The organism is Bacillus sp. SN32, assembly GCF_002837495.1.
Taxonomy (GTDB): domain Bacteria; phylum Bacillota; class Bacilli; order Bacillales; family Bacillaceae; genus Bacillus; species Bacillus subtilis.
The window spans coordinates 129,087-147,026 of the sequence record NZ_PJCT01000006.1 but is presented as its reverse complement, the minus strand read 5'-3'; the positions used below and the strand labels follow the sequence as shown (position 1 = coordinate 147,026).

Here is a 17,940-nt window from a genome sequence, read left to right as displayed (position 1 = left end):
CTTATGCTGAAACGTTTCCGTTCTTTTTTCCTTTAAACACAAATGGGTCCAGCGCCAGGAATCGACTTCCAGTAAGCGCCAGGTGAATGGATGTCAAAAGCAGAAGGTAATCAAATTCTGCATTGCCCATGAATGGCGCTTTCAGCTTAACAGTGATGATGGCGCCGATCAGTGTAAGAGCGAACAGTACACCGACAATACGTGTAGCCAATCCGAAGAAGACAAGCACTCCGCCAATGAGTTCAATCGCTGCGATGACATACGCCATAAAGCTTGGAAGGCCTATGCTGCCGAAAAATTGGATGGTGCCCTCCATTCCCTGAAACTTTGATAAACCGTGAACAAAAAAGATAATACCTGTAATAACTCTTAAAAGTAATGTGCCAATTTCAAATGATTTATTCATTTTATCCTCCTTGATAAATGTTATCACTTACTTAATGTAAGCTAGTATATATACATAACTTGTTTACGTCAAGTAATTTTGTTACATTTTACGAAAATGAAATAAAAGTACTATAAATCTGTAACAAAAAAGACCTCTGTGCAGGACAAAGGTCTATTTCTCAAATTGGCTTTCATATAAGTCACTGTAAAATCCTTTTTGCCGAATCAGCTCGTCATGGCTGCCTTTTTCAATCATTTCACCGTCTTTTAGCACCACAATCTGGTCCGCTCTTTGAATGGTGTTCAGCCTGTGGGCAATGATGACGCTTGTTCTTCCTTCCATTAAACGGGCGAGCGCTTCTTGAATGTTGACTTCTGTTACGGTATCAATGTTGCTTGTCGCTTCATCCAAAATGAGAAGAACCGGATCGGCAAGCACCGCCCGCGCTATAGAAATCAACTGCTTCTGTCCTTGACTGATGCCCGAACCGTTTTGCGTCAGCACGGTGTCATACCCTTTTGGCAGCCTTTCAATAAAGCTATGGGCATTTGCTGTTTTTGCAGCGGCTTCGACTTCCTGATCAGAAGCATCGAGCCTGCCATAGCGAATGTTTTCTCTGATCGTTCCCTGAAATAAGAAAGAATCCTGAAGAACAAACCCCATGTTTTTTCTGAGGCTTGCTCTAGTAAGGGTTTTAATATCTGTACCGTCGATTAAAATTTTTCCTTCGTTAGGCTCGTAAAAACGGGCGAGAAGGTTAGTGACGGTTGTCTTCCCCGCCCCCGTCGGCCCGACAAACGCGATGGACTGCCCGGCAGGCACGGTAAACTGTAAATGCTTCAGCGTCTGCTGCCCTTTATCGTAACCGAAGGACACATCCCGGAATTCAATGCTGCCTGTTTGGATGGGCTGATGCACGGCGTTCTTTTCATCCTCGCGCTCTTCTTTTTCATCAAGCACGTCAAACACCCGTTCAGCGCCGGCGATTGCGGACAGCATCGTATTAAACTGGTTGGCCAGATCGTTTAAAGGGCGTGTAAATTGTCTTGAATACTCGGCAAAGACGACGATGGAGCCGATCGAGATCCAGCCTTTCAGCGCAAACAAACCGCCGATTGCCGCAATCATTGTAAAACTTAAGTTATTCAAAGAGTTCATGACCTTCGGGATAAACCCGGAAATCGTCTGCGCCCAAAAGCCCGACGTCTTGAGTGCAGCGTTTTTTTCGAGAAATTCAGCAGTAATCTGCTTCTCACGTGAATATGCTTTGATGACCTTTGCGCCTGAAACAGATTCCTCAATATACCCATTCAGATCACCAAGGTTTTTCTGCTGTTCTTTAAACAGCTTTCCCGTTCGGTTGGTGATCCATTTCAGGCTCGCTGCCATCACCGGAATAATGGTCAGCGTAATCAATGTAAGGAGCGGGCTCATGTACAGCATCACCGCAATCGTCCCGACAAAGGTGATCACGCTTGACAAAATTTGAATGACTGACGTGTTTAAGGTAGAACTGACATTTTCGATGTCATTCGTCACCCGGCTCATCAGCTCGCCGTGCCGCTGTTTATCAAAAAATGGAATCGGCAGCTCATGCAGATGGGTGAACAATTCGCTTCTCATTCTGAAAACCGTGCCCTGCGAGATCGTAATCATCCAATAGTTTTGAAACCAAAGCGACAGAGACTGAATGATATAGATAGCGAGCAGAAGAAGCAAAACGGGAATCAAGCCGCTGACCGTTTTCCCGACGATAAAATGGTCGATGGCCTTTCCGATCACAAAGGGGCCAAGGAGCCCGAATATGGCGCTGATGACAACCATCAGCATGACAAGTATGAGCAGTCCTTTTCTTTCAGCCAAGTAAGACCAGATTCGTCTCAGTGTGCCCTTTGTATCCTTTGCTTTCGCCCGCTTTTTCGCGCCTTCTTTTTTGTCAATTGGCAGTTTGGGATATTGGAAAGGCTTGCGGATGTCTTTTAGCATGACTCGCTCCCCTCCCTTCCGAATTGTGACTCGTAAATGCGCTTGTATAACTGAGATTCAGAAAGCAGCACACTGTGAGTGCCTTTTTCAATCAGTTCGCCGTCCTCAAGCAGCAAAATCTGATCAGCTTTCATCGCCGTGGTCATTTTTTGTGTAATGATCAAAGTTGTGCAATGGTATGTGCTGATTGCTTCAAGCAGCTTCGCCTCCGTTTGCAGGTCAAGCGCGCTTGTGCTGTCATCTAAAAGAAGGATAGCCGGTTTTCGAATCAGCGCCCGCGCAATGGAAATTCGCTGCTTTTGGCCGCCGGACAGGTTGACGCCTCTTTGCCCCAAAACAGTGTCATATCCATTTGGGAGCTTCAAAATCGTTTCATGAATTTGCGCATGTTTGGCCGCATCCATTATTTCATCTAGTGAAGCATTTTCTTTGCCCCAAGCGATGTTTTCTTTGATTGTGCCGGAAAACAAGAGGACTTCCTGCGGTACATATCCAATTTGCCTGCGCAGCCCTTCAGCCGGAAAATCTTGAACCGGCTTTTCATCTATGTAAATGCAGCCTGAATCCGGCTGATAAAGCCGCGGAATGAGCTGAAAAAGCGTGGACTTGCCCGAGCCCGTCGCACCGAGAATCGCGATCGTTTCTCTTGGCTTTGCGGAAAACGAGACATTCCTGAGCGCTTCTCTGTCCATTTCAGGATAGCGAAAGGATACATGCTGAAACTCAATCCGTCCTGACAAACGATCAGATATGATGCCTTCCTCCCGCTCATCGCCTTCTGTTTCAAGCACCTCGCCGATTCTATCCCCTGAAGCCTTCGCCCTGGTGAAAATCATAATCAAAAACGGAAACATCGAAAGCGCGCCTGTAATTCGTGTTGCGTAGTTAATTATCGCAACAACATCGCCGACCTGAGTGCTTCCGCTCGTAATACTGTAGGACCCCGCCCACAAAATCAAAAGGATGCAGAGATTCATCAGCAGCATCAGTACAGGCATCGTGAATTCCACAAGCTGAAAGGCCGAAACCGTTTTTTCCATCAGCCTTGTGTTGGCTTTGATAAATCGTTTGACTTCGTGGCTGCCGCGAAGCAACGCTTTGATCAGCTTGATTGCGATTAAATTTTCCTGCATGATGGTGTTCACTTGATCCAGCCTTTTCTGCACTGAGCGGAACAGTGCCCCGCCTTTCCTTAATACCCACAGCAAAAACAAGATCAGGATCGGAATGGTCACAAGCAGAAAAAAGCCGAGTTTCACATTAACGGCAAGCGACAGCACAATGCCGCCTGCAATCATTAAGGGAGCCCGCAGCATAAACCGCAAACTCATAAAAATCATATTTTGAACCTGTGTGACGTCGTTTGTCAGCCTTGTAATATAAGAAGAGGACGAAAACTGTCCAAATGTGGAATAGGAGAAGGACTGGATTTTTTGAAAAAGCCCTTTTCTCGTATCATAGGAAAAGCTTTGGCTGACATGGGCGGCATAAAAGGAATTCAGCATCCCCGCCGCAAAGGATAACACGGTCAGCCCGATCATGACCGCGCCCCATATCCATACAAGCCGCAGATCTTGCTTCAATATCCCATCGTCGATGATTTTTGCAATCAATAAAGGCTGCATCAGTTCAACTGCAAGCTCCGTCAACATAAGAATCAGAGCAATTCCCGCCAGCAATGAATATGGTTTTAAAAACGACAAAGCCTTTTGCATGTAAAAGCCTCCAAACCCCTTTTAGCAATATGTACTTTTTATTTTAATTGTTTATAAGGCTTGATGAAAGAATTTTACTGTCATGAAGTGTTATGAAAGCATAGAAAAGCACTGAATTTATCGATAACCAAAATCACTTTATCTTTTATTCGAGAGCTATTCACTGCTGATCTGCGTTCATTAAAAAATATCAAAGATTTTACTCTACTAAAGTTGAGGCGCTGGATAGACTTAGATAAATTAGGAAGATTGCTGGAACCGTAGGAATAATGAAAAAGATAAATTTTAAAACGAAGACCTTTTTGCGAGGAATATAATCTGATAAAAATGCGGTGGAAAATTTCTAAAATCTAATTAAAACTCTAAATAGAGTGCATTGTTAAGCACTCTATTTAGAATCTGTACATTTTAATGTTACCGAATAAAAACTAAAACCACTCCATATCCCTTACTTTTGTCGAACTCTTTGATGACTCTCATGACCTGCCACCTTTGTTTAGGAGATACCGTTTTTGTAGCAATTCCGTTGTTATGCGCTTGAATAAAGTCTCCGGCTTCTACTGTGCTGTCGCATCTTACATAAACCTGTCCTACAAGGCCCACAACATTCCATTCATCCCTCTCTTCCCTAGAGGCATAGTTCTTATCTGGCTTATAATCAGGGTTTTCCATAGGCGCCATGACGATTTGGCCATTGGCATCTTTCTGTTTTTCATAAATATACCCGCCAAAATCATTCTTCAGGTATCTTCCAGACCAATGGAAGCTTGACTCACCAAGTATCACACCAGCTGTTTCAGAAATAACTCCAAGCATAAAGTCACCTTTTTTTGCAGGTCTAATTTTATCACCCTCCAAAGTAACTAGGGTTCCTGCCGGAATTTTTTCACCGCTTAGGCTCTCAAAATATTCAGCGTAATCCGAGAACGTTTGGGAACTTTTTATGCTTCCTGAAGCCTTAATCGTTCCATCTTTTGCATGAAATTCTATCTTTCTGTTTGATGAGGATGGTGTGCTCCCACTTGCCCATCCTAGAGCAACTGAGTCTGAGTTCGGATTGATCGTATTATATGAGGCTATCACAGAAGATTGAGCAGCCCCAGTTGCTCTGCTTCGAACAGATCCAGCTACAAAATTATTATTTCCAGTAGCGTGGGAATCACGAGAGCCAATAATCCCGCTTCCTTTATGTTTAAACAAAAAGTACGGCGTCACGACGCCGCCAATCTTAAAATCTGTTTCGTAGCCTGAAAAGTCACAATTAGAAACATTAAGATCAGGGTCAACAGAAAAAATCCCAACTGTACCACTGTTATTTTTAGGCGATCTTTGCCCCCATACATTACTAACTACAGATTCGTACATACCGCTCCCAAAAACAACACCCTTTTCGGCTGAATCGATCAATGTCACACCATCAATCATTACCTTGCCGACAGAATTGTCGCCACCTACAATATAAAGATCATTATCAGCAGTTTTAAATCCTCGAATCGTTATATTCTTTAAATTGATTAGACGCCCTTTATAATACACGCTTACGACTGAATTTCCCTTATAGTTAATGGAGGAATCATCGCATATAGCATGAAAATTAACCACATTGACGCCATCGTAACCTGAAATTTGCAATGCATTCGGCCCTGCCCCTTTGTACAGATCACTCGGCTTAGGGTTATATGCGATACAGTTAGCCAGCTGAACGTCATGAGCTGATGCTGATTGAGGATCACTTGCTGTGTGGTGTCCTATATGCCGAATGCAAAAACTAATTGCATTTTCATAGGCACGGCAGTTCACAAGTTGAACTCTTTTTGCAGCCGGAGCATAATCATGAGCTTTAATTTCAAATCCTCGAACTCCTCCAATTGCGATGCAGCTATCAACCATTACATCCTGAGAGCCATCATCGATTTCAAAACAGTTTGTATTTGAAGACCCATCATTTAACCCCATCGGATGGTAAGAAAGACAATGACTAAAAGTCGTATGCTTTCCAAAGTGACATGTGAAATTATCATCGCCAGAGCCTGTTGCTTCGCAATATGAGAAGGTTACAAAGTTGCAGCCACCAGGCTGATAAAAGGTAGGATCATCATTTTCTCCGTGTCTGTTATAATTAGGGCTTGTAGCATCAAACCCGTGAAGGCCGGCATTTTTTGCAAAAACATGCTCTACAAAAGAGTAATCCACATTTGCAAAAAGCAAGCAGCTTGAAGTGGGCCCCTTAGGGATCTTCCATCCAGCAGGACGCGTATCTTTATTCCAGTCCAGTGTCAAATGTCCAATGTAGATATTTTCATTACCATTTGTATGATCACTATTGGTGAGTACAGAGTGACCAACTGGCGTATCGTCTAATAACTTGATGATGGTCCTTTTTTTACCCGCTCCAACCAGCATTGTATTCGAAGGAACGAGCAAGCCAGATACCCTAAATACGCCTGCAGGGACTTTTATGAGATAACCGCCTTCGGCCATCGCATCATGAAATGCTTGCGTATCATCTGTGACCCCGTCTCCTTTAGCTCCATAATCCATTACGTTTCGTTCATCAAGGTACTCAAATCTGTTCTCATACATTTTGAGTCTTTCATTTAAGTTTTCAAAAGTTGTTATTCCATTACTTAATGCAATCCCAATTTTACTATCAATCGTTTCGAAATTCTCGGCAAGCTTGGAATCAATTTCAATACTTTCAGTGCTTTCAGGTTTGTAAAGACCTAAAAACGTTGTATAATTTTCCATTTTTACTCCCCCTATTGGTTTCAGTTTTTAAGAAACATAACATCCCTTGCACTTATAAGTGGCAAACGTATGACAAACAAAAAAGCGCTGTCTTTAAACAGCGCAAGATAAAATAATTTTGACTATTCATTCAGTAATTTTTCCACACGCTCCCGCATCTGCGGTACGCTTAATCCGATAATCACCTGAAACGCCTTCCCGTTCCTGACGACGCCGTGTGCGCCAAGCGCGCGGAATACGCTGTCGGGTTCAACCTTTGTTTCGTCCTTGACACTGACTCTGAGGCGGGTGGCGCAGTTTGTGACTTCAGTGATGTTGCCTTTTCCGCCCAGCGCTTCAATATACAGAAAAGCGGTGTCATCTGCCGTTTCAGCAGCGGAGGCCGTTTCATCCTTGTTTTTTCGTTCTCTGTATTCCTTTTTCGAATATAGCTTTGTTTCCTGCTGTTCATCCTTTTCCCGTCCTGGTGTAGCGATATTGAATTTGAGGATTAAAAATCTGAAGACGAAAAAATAAATTGCTGTAAACGAGAGCCCGATCAAAATTTGATACACATATGTCATACCGTGGCTGCCAAAGAGCGGAATCCAGTTCAAGGTCACCGCCTCAATCAGTCCGCCTCCCATATTTCCGACGACGCCGGCCATATACATAACTGTCGACATTGTGGCGGCAAGCACGGCGTGAACCGCAAATAAGAAAGGTGAAATGAATAAGAACGTAAACTCAATCGGCTCTGTAATACCGGCGACAATCGCTGTCAGTGTGACAGGAATCAGCAGCCCTGCGACGAGTTTTTTCTTTTCCTTTTTGGCTGTCACATAAAAAGCCAGGGCGATACCCGGAATACCGAAGATTTTCGAGTTGCCGTGAAGCGCGAATCCGCCTTGCGGAAAGAGCTCCTTCAGCGGTTTGGCGCTTTGCGAATATTCGCCGAGATGCTGTGCCCAATACGTGACGATCCCGCCTTCCGCTACAGCCGGGCCATAAATAAACGGCGTGTAAATAAAGTGATGAAGGCCGGTCGGAATTAAAATCCGTTCCAAAAACGTGTATATCCAAACGCCCACCGCCCCAGAAGCAACCAGGAAGCTTTGAAGCGAGCCGATTCCCGATTGAACCATCGGCCAAATATAAGACACAGCCAAGGCAATTGGGATCATAATAAAGAAGGAAATCATCACGATATATGTTGAGCCTTGAAAGATGCCGAGAAAATCGGGCAGTTTTTTATCAAAATAGCGATTATGCAAAAAGACGACAATCGAAGAAATAAAGATGGCTCCGATAATGTTGGTATCGAGCGTTTTTATGCCCGCAATCATCGTTAATCCGCTCGTTCCGCCGACCTCTTGATTCATGTCGACGCCAAATGCTCCTCCCCATACCGTCAATATCGCGCTGACAAAATAGTTGAATGTCAGGTAGACAGTAAGCGCTTCCAAACAAGCGCGTGCCTGAGCTTTCTTCGCCAAAGCAACCGGGATGCCAATGGCGAATAAGAGCGGCATTTGGTTAAAGACAGTCCAGCCGCCCTGCTCAATGATATACCAGCACTGATACCAAAAACCGTCAGGATCGGCGAGCGGTCCCATGAGGGTTTTATTTTTAAAGAGCGTGCTGATACCGACGATAATGCCGGCGAACGCGAATAATAAAACAGGCACAAACATCGCGCTTCCAAAGCGCTGAATTTTTTGCATCATACCAGAACCCCCTGCTACTCATTGTCATTTTTTTCTGCCTCTTTGTAATCAACATATGCGCGGAACAATGCTTCGCCAACGAGAAAAAACGGTGCAAAAGCGACAATTTCCGTTTTATCGCTTAATGTCACAGGTTTGCTTGTCGCATAAAGATTATGCGGAGTCAGCTGGGCGAGGACATTGTTTTTTAAATTCGTAATGGAAATAAAGGGAATACCCTTTGCAGAAAGCATTCTTGCCTGAGGAATCAGCTCCGGTGTTTCTCCGGAAAGAGAAATGATGATAAACAGATCGTTTACTTTAAAATCATCGCGCATCAAATTAAATTCATTTGTATCTTCAATTAAAATAAGATAGCGATGGCGCGGAATAAACATTCTTTGCAGGTCGCGAGCGCATATCTTTTGCGCATTTCCAGAACCGTAGACGAAAATGCGGTCCGCTTCATCAATTAGCTGGCACATGTCCGTCATGTCCTTTGTCCGTAAGAACTTCAAATTTGCTTCAATATCATCAAGCAGCTTTTGAAAACTCATACTCTCGCCTTCTTCCGGCTGATCTTCCCACTTTAAAAAGACGCGAAATTCACTGTAACCGCTGAAACCGAGCTTTTGGGCAAGCCGTAAAATTGAGGAACGCGATACACTGCAAGCTTTGGCCAGCGCGTCGATTCCAAGGTGATAGCATGTGTGCTTATGATTCAATATATATTTTAAAATATGAAAATCGTTGTCATTCAATTTGCTGTAGTGCTGATTGATCAGTTCTTCGAGCTGCATATCAGATCCCCCCATTTTCTTTCTATTATATACAATTACAGATTCGAAAATGGGGGAATTTCAGTTATGATATACGGGTCGGGCTTTGATCAAGCTCAGGCCAGAAGCCTTTGTTGGCCTCCATTAAATCCTCGAGAATGAGTCTTGCCACACGCGCGTTCGGCACTGTTTTTGACAGGATTAGCGCCTGCCACAGCTTTTGGAACGATTTCTCCGCCCACGCTTCAACAGTCAGCTTCTCAACGGATACCTGCTGCTCCATAAGCCCTTTTTGGAATTGCGGAATGGTGCCGACGGTAATCGGTTCAGGCCCATTTGAGCCGACAATGCATGGAACCTCGACCATCGCAGTCGGGTCAAAGTTCGCAATTGCGCCGTTATTTTCAACGATCAACAGCATTCTTTCACCTGTGTTGTAGGCAATCGCCCGGGCAAGATCAACGATATATGATGCGTGGTCATCGATTTTGATTTCGCTGTTTTCTGTGGACTGCTCACGTGTAATCATGTCACATTGGCTGAAAATAAAAGCTTCGCGCCCTTCCATCACTTCATTTGCCCGCGTATGATTCGGATTTGATTTTTTCACCATATCATCCGGGAACAAATAATATTGCAAATACGTATTCGGCAGTGTATCAGGATCTGCGGCCTGCACGTCACGCGCTTTGGCGAATGTGTCATTCCAGCTCGCTTCCACCGCTTCAGCCTCTGTTTTCGGAATATAGCCGTATTGAGATACATGCTCCTTCAGCTTCGGCATTAAATCGTTGCCCTCTTGATCCTGAATTGATGTCCACCAGCCGAAGTGATTTAATCCGTAATAGCGGACCTTCATTTCTTTTCTTGAGGATAAGCCAAGAATTTGCGCCATCCGGTCTTCGATCCCAACCGGCATATCACAGATATTGAGAATTTTAGAATTCGGTCTAAGGCGTCTCGTAGCTTCAGCCACAATTGCCGCCGGATTGGAATAATTGAGCATCCACGCATCAGGCGAGTATTTTTCCATGTAATCTAATATTTCAAGCACACCGCCGATCGAACGCATGCCGTATGCGATCCCGCCCGGCCCGCACGTCTCCTGGCCGACAACTCCGTACTTTAACGGAATTTGCTCATCAAGCGCACGCATCGCGTATTTCCCTACTCTGATGTGCGCCATAACAAAATCGACATCTGTAAAAGCTTCTTCCGGGTCAGTCGTCGCTGCAAATTCAATATCCGGCGCTTTTTCTCTGATAAAAACGTCACAGGCGCCTGCAATTCGATCCTGTCTCTCCTTATCATTATCATACAGCTTCAGCTTTCTGATCGGAAACTCCTCCAAATGGTCCAAGAGCATGAGTACGATCCCTGGAGTGAAAGTGCTCCCTCCGCCCGCTATTACGATTGAGAATGATTTTTTCTTCATATGACGACCTCCTTGATAACGTTTACAATTCCATTTATACCACGAGATATCCCGTCCCGTAACACGTTTGGCGCACTTAGGTCATTTGATCAACTTTAGTGTTTTTTCCCATAGAGCGGGAAATTTCTCATTTGCCTTATGTCTGAGAGATTTGGTTTTTTTACCTTTTTTGTAATCTTAAAGTCTCACCAACTGTGAATTTTAAGTGAATATACGCCCTTCCAATTCTTATGAAAAGGTTCTTTTGTACGATTCGGATACATGCCGAATTATTTATAATCATTTATATAAAACATCCAATTGTGCGTGAATTTAGAAAAGGCAGGGGACAAAAGTTGGACTCATATAAAGTCATTGAGCTGGCAAACAAGTACAGTGCGGCCGCAGAAGAGGTCAGAAGCTCCAAAATGCTGCTTGAATCCCGGTTATCTGCATTGGGAGATGCTTGGCAGGGCAAATCAAGAGATTCGTTTGACCAGGATTTCGAGGAAACGAAAGCCGCCTACGATCAATTCGAACAGGAGCTGCTTGAAACAAGCCAAGAGCTGAAGGCTGCCGCTGTCAAAATAGAAGAACGAAAAGCTGAAATTGCCAGAATGGAAGAACTGGAGCGTAAAGCAAGAGAGGAAAGACATAAACTCGGGAGGTGAACGGTGTGTCAGGAAACATTGCAGTTGATCCGGATAAGCTCGAACAGCTTGCATATGATGTAGTCACTGAATTAACTGATATGGAAAACAAATATAAGGACCTGCATGTGGAGCTGGGGCAGATGATTTTGCAATGCGATCCCCGCTACAGCAGCTGTTTTTCCGGAGTGGGCGATGCGTGGAGCTCAGGAAAGGCGCTCGTCACCAAGCTGAGTGACAATGAGATTTTCATCAGAAAAACGGGCGATAAATTTGTGGAACAAGATGATATTTTGCGAAAGCTCTACAATGCCTACGACAAATACGGTACGTTGACAAGCTTAACCGCCCTTATGCTGACGCAGGGAAAATATTACGGATTAGGGCTTACGAAATTTGTGAAACAGCCAAGCGGCTTGCATACAGCACAGCACTCAAAACTGCTCTTGGATATTTCCAGGGCCGTTGACAGCTCACGTTATCAAAAAGCGGCAAGAGTGCTTTTGAATCCTAAATATTTGTTAAAAAAGACCAACCGTCCATTTTCAGATTTGGTACATAAAAAGTTTACAAAATACTTTCCTCAGGACACGGTGGATTTTTCAAACAGCGTCAGAAGCTACACAAAAGGATTTCTTAATGAAGCCGGCGTACGCTCCACTTTGAAGGATGTGGGAAAAACGGGCTTGAGATTCGCGAAAGGAAATGCCATTACCGCCACACTGATTACCGGTGCGACCGAAACATTCGGAGCAGGCGTGAAAATTGCTGAAAATTATGCAAAATACCAGGACAAACCGGAAGTTCTCAAGCGTGAAAACGCCAAGGCCGTCGGAAATGCTGTGAATAACACGATTTTTGTTGCGGGCGGTGCCACAGCTGGTGCTGTTGTGGGCGGTGCCGTAGGAAGTGTGTTAGGTCCTGTCGGCACAGTAATCGGAGGCACAATTGGTTCGGCAGTAGGAGGGTTTGTTGGGGAAAAAATCGCAAAATTCACATCAGTCTATGCTGAAAAAGCAGCGATAAAACTTAAAGAACCGATCCATGCTGTCGTTGATACAGCCAAAAAAGGACTGGAATCAGCCGGCAAAGTCGTCAAATCAGTGAATGACGGCATAGATGCGGCGAATAAAACGATACATAAAGGGATAGACAGTGCGAAAAAAGGAATAGAAAAAGCAAAGAAAACAGCGGATTCGCTCATACACGGCGCAACCCATTTCCTTAAAGGGAAATTTTCATTTGGATAGGAGAATAAACAATGAAGCAGTTTACAATCAGCATAGAAGAACTCTTGTTTTGTTTTTACAGCGAAGGGTTTTTCGAACAGGGAATGGCCTTAAAACAAGCCTATTTTCCCGAAATAGAAGATGAACAGCTCGGCGCGTTATTTGAAGCCGCGTGCCGCTCACTCTTAGCCAAAGATGCGGCGGAATATCGGAATCATCAATATCGGCTAAAGGACGAATACTGTCCGTTTATCCATGTGTTAAACGACGCCGACTATACAGTTAAGCTGTCCAAATTTGATGAACAAGGCAAAGAACAGAATATATCCTGCCATGTTTCAAAGTTTGGTACTTACTCTCATGAATTGCTGTTTGATGAACAGGTGCATAGAATCAAAAAAATGGATTCAACTAATGGATTACTCTCTAAAACATCCGAGTTTTTAAATATAATAGATGCAGAAGATCACAAAGAATCACTGATCTCTCTGACATCAACTGAATTTGAATTGCTTTTGGAGGGCGCTTCAGACACTCCCACACATCTCAAGGAGTTTCTAGATAAGCATGATCACCAAGAGGACGTTACCCGTTTTGTAAATGATCTGGCTTTGCGAAAAGGAAAAATGGATACGCTGATGCGGCTGGTTTATGACAAAGACAACTCCCCGGAAGTGGCTGACATGGCTTTCGTTCTGCCTGGCAGCCATCATACTTGGCTGGTAATAGGTATTACCCAAAATGAATTTTCTATCGTAACAGCAAATAAAGATGTGATAAAAGGAATACTTTTTTGCTAAAGAGCGATAAAGGAGAATAGCAATTGAAAAACAATGAAGTAATTAAGGTCAAAAGCAGACTGTTTTTTAGAATATGGCTGTTCCTCGCTACAGGGGGCGCCTTTATTGTGGGCGTCTGGCTGGTGTCTGAAGCTCTCACGTTTGAATCTAAATATGCCCTGCTTTATTTGGGCGGCGGTTTACTGGCGATGATTTATGGATTGATCACATTCTTTATGGCTTTTCCTGCGTTCACAAGCCGTGGAAATGTCATTTTCAGCATAAAGACCGGACCTAATGGCGAGATCTTTTCGAGAAAGCGCAGCGTGCTGTTTTCCGAGGTGAAGCGGCTTTATATGGGACGTCATCAATACAGTTTGAAAGGGATCTTTTTTGAGGATATTATCATCGAAAAAACAGACGGGAAAATCGTTCGCATCCCGACCTGGAACATCATCGCGAATCCGCTGTTTTTCGAAGCGGTTGAACGCTATATCCTTCCCCATTTGAGTGAAGAGGCTCAAAACAATTGGATCAGCCAATTTACAGAGGTTCAGCGAAAAGCGTATTTGAAGGAATTTGAGAATCATCCGAAGCTTTAAAAGCTCTCCTCCTCTATAATGAAAGATAAATGCAAATTGAGGAGTGCTCATGATGCTGATTACCATTCTTTTATTTCTCGCGGCAGGGCTTGCTGAAATTGGCGGCGGATATCTGGTTTGGCTATGGCTGAGAGAGGCAAAGCCAGCCGGCTATGGAATCGCCGGGGCGCTGATCCTCATTGTATACGGCATTCTTCCGACGTTTCAGTCCTTCCCATCTTTCGGCCGTGTATACGCCGCTTATGGCGGAGTATTCATCGTGCTTGCGGTCCTGTGGGGATGGCTTGTTGACCGGAAAACACCTGATCTGTATGACTGGATCGGCGCATTCATTTGTCTCATCGGTGTCTGTGTTATTTTATTTGCGCCGCGCGGATAACAAAATGGCCTGCTTATGAAGCGGGCCATTTTTGTTTAATCCTCTTTTAAGTTAGTCAGCTGCACTTCATGCTCCTCTTGCGGTTCGTCAAGCGGATAAATTCTTGCTGTTCCAGTTTCTTCATTTACGTGCTGAATGTAAATAGGAACGCCGTTATATGTTACTTTCTTCATGTCGGGAGATTCTACAATTTCTTTCGCCCTTTGAATATTCATCGTAACACCCTCCTTCATACATAATGTTTCCATTTCCCGAAGGAAGTATGCTTTATGATTCAGCGGACAAGTTGAATTTTTTCAGGCGTTTGTAGAAAGTGCTTCGGGGTATCCCGCTGATTTTTGCGGCTTGAGAGACGTTTCCTTTTGCAGATTCAAGCGCTTTGATCATCATATCTTTTTGGATTTGCTCACGAAAAGTAAGCACGCCGGCAGCAGCCGGCTTTTTTTCTGCAGAGCTGGCCGGCAATCCAGCGGCTTCCAGTAAAGCGGGAAGCGATTCATCCCTCAGCCGGCCGTCCGGAAATCTGATAGAAAGACGTTCAAACACATTAAACAGCTCACGGATATTCCCCGGCCACTTCCATTGCTTCAGCACATTACAAAAATCAGAAGGAAGTTCGCCTGGCCAATGATTCTTCTGTTTGTAGTACTCAAAGAGGTCCGGGATATCGTCGGTGCGATCGCGTAATGGAGGGAGTTCAATTGGATAGACATGAAGACGGTAAAACAAGTCCTCTCTGATTTTTCCGTTTTCGGCAAGCTCGCGTAAATCACAATGTGTGGCGGCAATAACTCTGATATCAACCGGAATTTCTTTCGTCCCGCCGATTGGCGTTATCTTGCGTTCCTGAAGCACCCGTAAAAGTGCAACCTGCATCGAGTGGGAAATTTCTCCGATTTCATCTAAAAATAATGTGCCTTGATTCGCTTTTTGAAAGGCGCCTTTATAGCCATTTCGTTTCGCTCCCGTAAAAGCGCCCTCTGCATATCCGAACAGTTCGCTTTCAATCAAGTCAGACGGAATCGCTCCGCAATTGACAGCAACAAACGGACCTTGCCGTCTCTCACTGTTCTCATGAAGCGCGCGAGCCGCGACTTCCTTTCCCGTACCAGTTTCGCCCGACAAACAGACCGTTGCATCTGCCGCAGCTGCACGTTCAAGGTTCATCAGCATTGCTTGTGATCGGCCGCTTTTTCCGATCACTCCATTGAATCGAAACACCTTCTTTTTCTTTTGTTCCGAAAGATAAAAACAAGTGCCGCCATCTCCTATGGTGACAGCTTTTTCGATTGAGTAGCCCCGTTCCTTCAACTCATACAGGTGCCGGCCCTGCCAATCCGGTATTGAGGTTCGAATCGGTATGCTCGCACTGATGATGTGCTGCTTGTTATTGCATAGCACCATCGGCACACTGGATGCAGCTCTCTCTCCAAAACGGCTGATCAGCTCGAGCTCTTTCTCACGGCTTTTAGCTGCGAGTTCCCGTTCAGCTGCATAGGCGATCGCAGTGGCAATACCGAGCATATGAGGATGAGCGCCTGCCGCCGGACACGATATGTCAATCACACCCGCAAGGCTGCCATCCTCATGGTGAATCGGAGCGGCTGAACAGTTCCAAAGATGGGAAGCAATGGAGTAATGCTCTGATCCTTGTATCGCAACCGGCTCGCCGATGTGGAGCGCCGTGCCAATCGCATTTGTTCCGACAGCCGTTTCCGTCCAGCATGCCCCTTCGACAAAGTTGATGCGTTTGGCTTCATAGAGCGCGCGGGGATGGCCGTCCAATGCCAGAACAACACCGTCTGAATCAATTAACAGCGCCATCATTTCCATTTCTTTTATGGCAGGCAGCAGTTTTTCGAGGTAAGGCTTTGCGGTCGTCAAGAAGAATGAATGTTTTTTTGACTGCTGATCCAGCTCCGTTTGCTGTAAAACCTTCGGGCCTTTTTCTAAATAAGGATTGACCTCAGCTTTTTGGCAGCGATGCCATGACTCGGCAATCCGTTTTCTTAATCGGGCTTCGTCAAGCACACCGTCTTTCACAAAACGTTTCCAGGTTTGCAAATCGTTTGGGACCGAATTCATTTCCTTGATCGCTCCTCCCTTACACGCCGTTTTCATCTATTGTAGGGGAAAAATAAAGCGCTTTCAACAATAAAAAAAGCAGGCGCCTTATATCCATGCGCCTGCTTTTTCCTTTATTATGCATGTACCGCAAGGCCGATCGTGCTTAACAGCGCCTCATGCAATGTTTCCGATAAAGTCGGATGGGCGGCGATAAAATGCTCCGCCATATCTGCCGTCATCTCACCATTCATGATCGCTGCCGCTTGGCCGATGAGCTCGGTTACATCCGGGCCAATCATCGAGACACCCACGATTTCGCCGAATTCCGGTTCAGCCATGATTTTGACCTTTCCTTCCGCTTGCTGTTTAATGAGCGCCTTGCCGTTTGCGGAAAATGAAAATTCGCCGATCTTCACATCCCCGTATATGCTTCTTGCCTGTCGTTCTGTCATTCCGATACACGCGATTTCCGGGGACGTATAGATGCAGCGCGGCACATGTTTCTCATTGATTTTGACATCCCTTCCGGAAGCATGAGAAGCAGCGATGATGCCCTCATGGAAAGCGGCATGCGCGAGCTGAATGCCCCCTATAGCATCTCCGCACGCGTAAATATGAGGCACGTTCGTCTGCATGTGCCCATTCACCGGAATGCCCTTTGGAGAAAAATCAACTCCGGCCTGTTCCAGCTGTAACCCGTCAAGACGGGGTTTTCTGCCGATCGCCACCAGCACATAATCGGCCTTCGTTTTAAACTCTCGCTGACCGCTTTTCCATATTGCCGTTTTGGCCGTTTGATCCACCCGCCCTAATCTGGATGAAGTATGCACTTCGACACCGTCTTCCTCAAGTTTCTCCTGAAAGAGACGGGCAATATCTTCATCTTCAGCCGGGATCAGCTGGTCCGCTGTTTCAATGATGGTCACCTTCGATCCCAATCTGGCGAACAGCCCTGCATACTCACACCCGATGACACCTCCGCCGACAATGACTAGTGAAGACGGAATCTCGGAAAGAGAAAGCGCGTCTTTGCTGTCGATGATCCATTCGCCGTCAAACGGGGCAAAAGGCAGCTCGATTGGCTCTGATCCGGAGGCAATCAATACTTGGTCCGCCTCTCTGATTTCTTTTCCGTTTTCTCCTTCGATTAAGAGCTTTCTTTCAGAAAGAAAGGAGGCTGTTCCCTTTACAACCTGTATTTGATTTTTCTTCATTAGGTACTGAACGCCTTGGACAAGCTGACTGACAACCTGTTGTTTTCGGCTTTGCATTTTACTCCAATCGACTGATATCGCACCTGCCGGAAGTTCGATTCCAAAGCTGTCGGCATGCTTGATTTTATCAAGAACGTTTGCGCTTTCTAACAAAGACTTTGTCGGGATGCAGCCTTCATTCAGGCAGGTCCCCCCAAGCTTGCCTTTGTCAATGAGCAGCACGTTTCTGCCCTGCTGTGCCGCGGAGACCGCAGCCGCATAGCCTGCAGGTCCGCCGCCGATAATGGCTAATGTCATGTCGTTTT

The 17,940-nt window shown here is 45.2% G+C and carries 15 protein-coding genes; 5 read left to right on the top strand and 10 right to left on the bottom strand.

Features of this window, described 5'->3' with window-relative positions:
• Nucleotide 1: 1 nt before the first annotated feature.
• From catD to glvA, 7 genes are all read right to left on the bottom strand, one after another.
• Nucleotides 2-406: a DoxX family oxidoreductase CatD gene (catD, locus tag CW370_RS18940; protein ID WP_003244204.1), complete on the bottom strand. Its 405-nt coding sequence runs from the start codon at nucleotides 404-406 to the stop codon at nucleotides 2-4.
• Between the two features lie 153 nt (nucleotides 407-559).
• Nucleotides 560-2,374, bottom strand: coding sequence for an ABC transporter ATP-binding protein (locus CW370_RS18935; protein ID WP_042978122.1), 1,815 nt, complete (start codon nucleotides 2,372-2,374; stop codon nucleotides 560-562).
• Entirely contained in the window at nucleotides 2,368-4,089 is a 1,722-nt protein-coding gene (locus CW370_RS18930) for an ABC transporter ATP-binding protein (protein ID WP_101169911.1), read from the bottom strand. Before CW370_RS18930 ends, CW370_RS18935 begins: the two co-directional genes overlap by 7 nt.
• 414 nt (nucleotides 4,090-4,503) lie before the next feature.
• Nucleotides 4,504-6,837 (bottom strand): peptidase G2 autoproteolytic cleavage domain-containing protein, encoded by a 2,334-nt coding sequence (locus CW370_RS18925; RefSeq protein WP_014479191.1) that lies wholly within the window; start codon nucleotides 6,835-6,837, stop codon nucleotides 4,504-4,506.
• Nucleotides 6,838-6,959: 122 nt separating this feature from the next.
• A complete protein-coding gene (malP, locus tag CW370_RS18920; protein ID WP_069703769.1) occupies nucleotides 6,960-8,543 on the bottom strand; it encodes a PTS maltose transporter subunit IIBC in 1,584 nt (527 codons plus the stop codon).
• Nucleotides 8,544-8,557: 14 nt separating this feature from the next.
• Complete coding sequence (gene glvR, locus CW370_RS18915; protein WP_014479189.1) at nucleotides 8,558-9,322, bottom strand: MurR/RpiR family transcriptional regulator GlvR; 765 nt, start codon at nucleotides 9,320-9,322, stop codon at nucleotides 8,558-8,560.
• A 64-nt stretch (nucleotides 9,323-9,386) separates the two neighbouring features.
• Nucleotides 9,387-10,736: a maltose-6'-phosphate glucosidase gene (gene glvA / locus CW370_RS18910; RefSeq protein ID WP_017696475.1), complete on the bottom strand. Its 1,350-nt coding sequence runs from the start codon at nucleotides 10,734-10,736 to the stop codon at nucleotides 9,387-9,389.
• Nucleotides 10,737-11,071: 335 nt separating this feature from the next.
• On the opposite strand from glvA, the gene CW370_RS18905 reads away from it, so the two are divergent.
• Genes CW370_RS18905 through CW370_RS18885 form a run of 5 tightly spaced genes read left to right on the top strand, consistent with a single transcriptional unit; the run spans nucleotide 11,072 to nucleotide 14,354 of the window.
• Nucleotides 11,072-11,386, top strand: coding sequence for a WXG100 family type VII secretion target (locus CW370_RS18905; RefSeq protein ID WP_014476174.1), 315 nt, complete (start codon nucleotides 11,072-11,074; stop codon nucleotides 11,384-11,386).
• Between the two features lie 5 nt (nucleotides 11,387-11,391).
• A complete protein-coding gene (locus CW370_RS18900) occupies nucleotides 11,392-12,615 on the top strand; it encodes a hypothetical protein (RefSeq protein WP_101169910.1) in 1,224 nt (407 codons plus the stop codon).
• 11 nt (nucleotides 12,616-12,626) lie between these two features.
• Entirely contained in the window at nucleotides 12,627-13,394 is a 768-nt protein-coding gene (locus CW370_RS18895; protein WP_101169909.1) for a hypothetical protein, read from the top strand.
• Nucleotides 13,395-13,417: 23 nt separating this feature from the next.
• Entirely contained in the window at nucleotides 13,418-13,975 is a 558-nt protein-coding gene (locus CW370_RS18890) for a YfjD family protein (protein WP_157829194.1), read from the top strand.
• 49 nt (nucleotides 13,976-14,024) lie between these two features.
• Nucleotides 14,025-14,354 carry a YnfA family protein gene (locus CW370_RS18885; protein ID WP_010886445.1) on the top strand — a complete coding sequence of 110 codons (330 nt, stop codon included), beginning with the start codon at nucleotides 14,025-14,027 and terminating at the stop codon, nucleotides 14,352-14,354.
• Nucleotides 14,355-14,389: 35 nt separating this feature from the next.
• Here CW370_RS18885 and CW370_RS18880 read toward each other — a convergent pair whose 3' ends face one another.
• The 3 genes from CW370_RS18880 to acoL form a co-directional block, all read right to left on the bottom strand.
• A complete protein-coding gene (locus CW370_RS18880) occupies nucleotides 14,390-14,569 on the bottom strand; it encodes a small acid-soluble spore protein H (RefSeq protein ID WP_024573066.1) in 180 nt (59 codons plus the stop codon).
• A 52-nt stretch (nucleotides 14,570-14,621) separates the two neighbouring features.
• Nucleotides 14,622-16,439, bottom strand: a complete 1,818-nt coding sequence (acoR, locus tag CW370_RS18875) for an acetoin dehydrogenase operon transcriptional activator AcoR (protein WP_101169908.1) — start codon at nucleotides 16,437-16,439, stop codon at nucleotides 14,622-14,624.
• A gap of 116 nt (nucleotides 16,440-16,555) precedes the next feature.
• The gene (gene acoL / locus CW370_RS18870; RefSeq protein WP_003233626.1) at nucleotides 16,556-17,932 is read right to left on the bottom strand and encodes an acetoin dehydrogenase complex dihydrolipoyl dehydrogenase; all 1,377 of its coding nucleotides are present in this window, start codon (nucleotides 17,930-17,932) and stop codon (nucleotides 16,556-16,558) included.
• Nucleotides 17,933-17,940 lie beyond the last annotated feature (8 nt).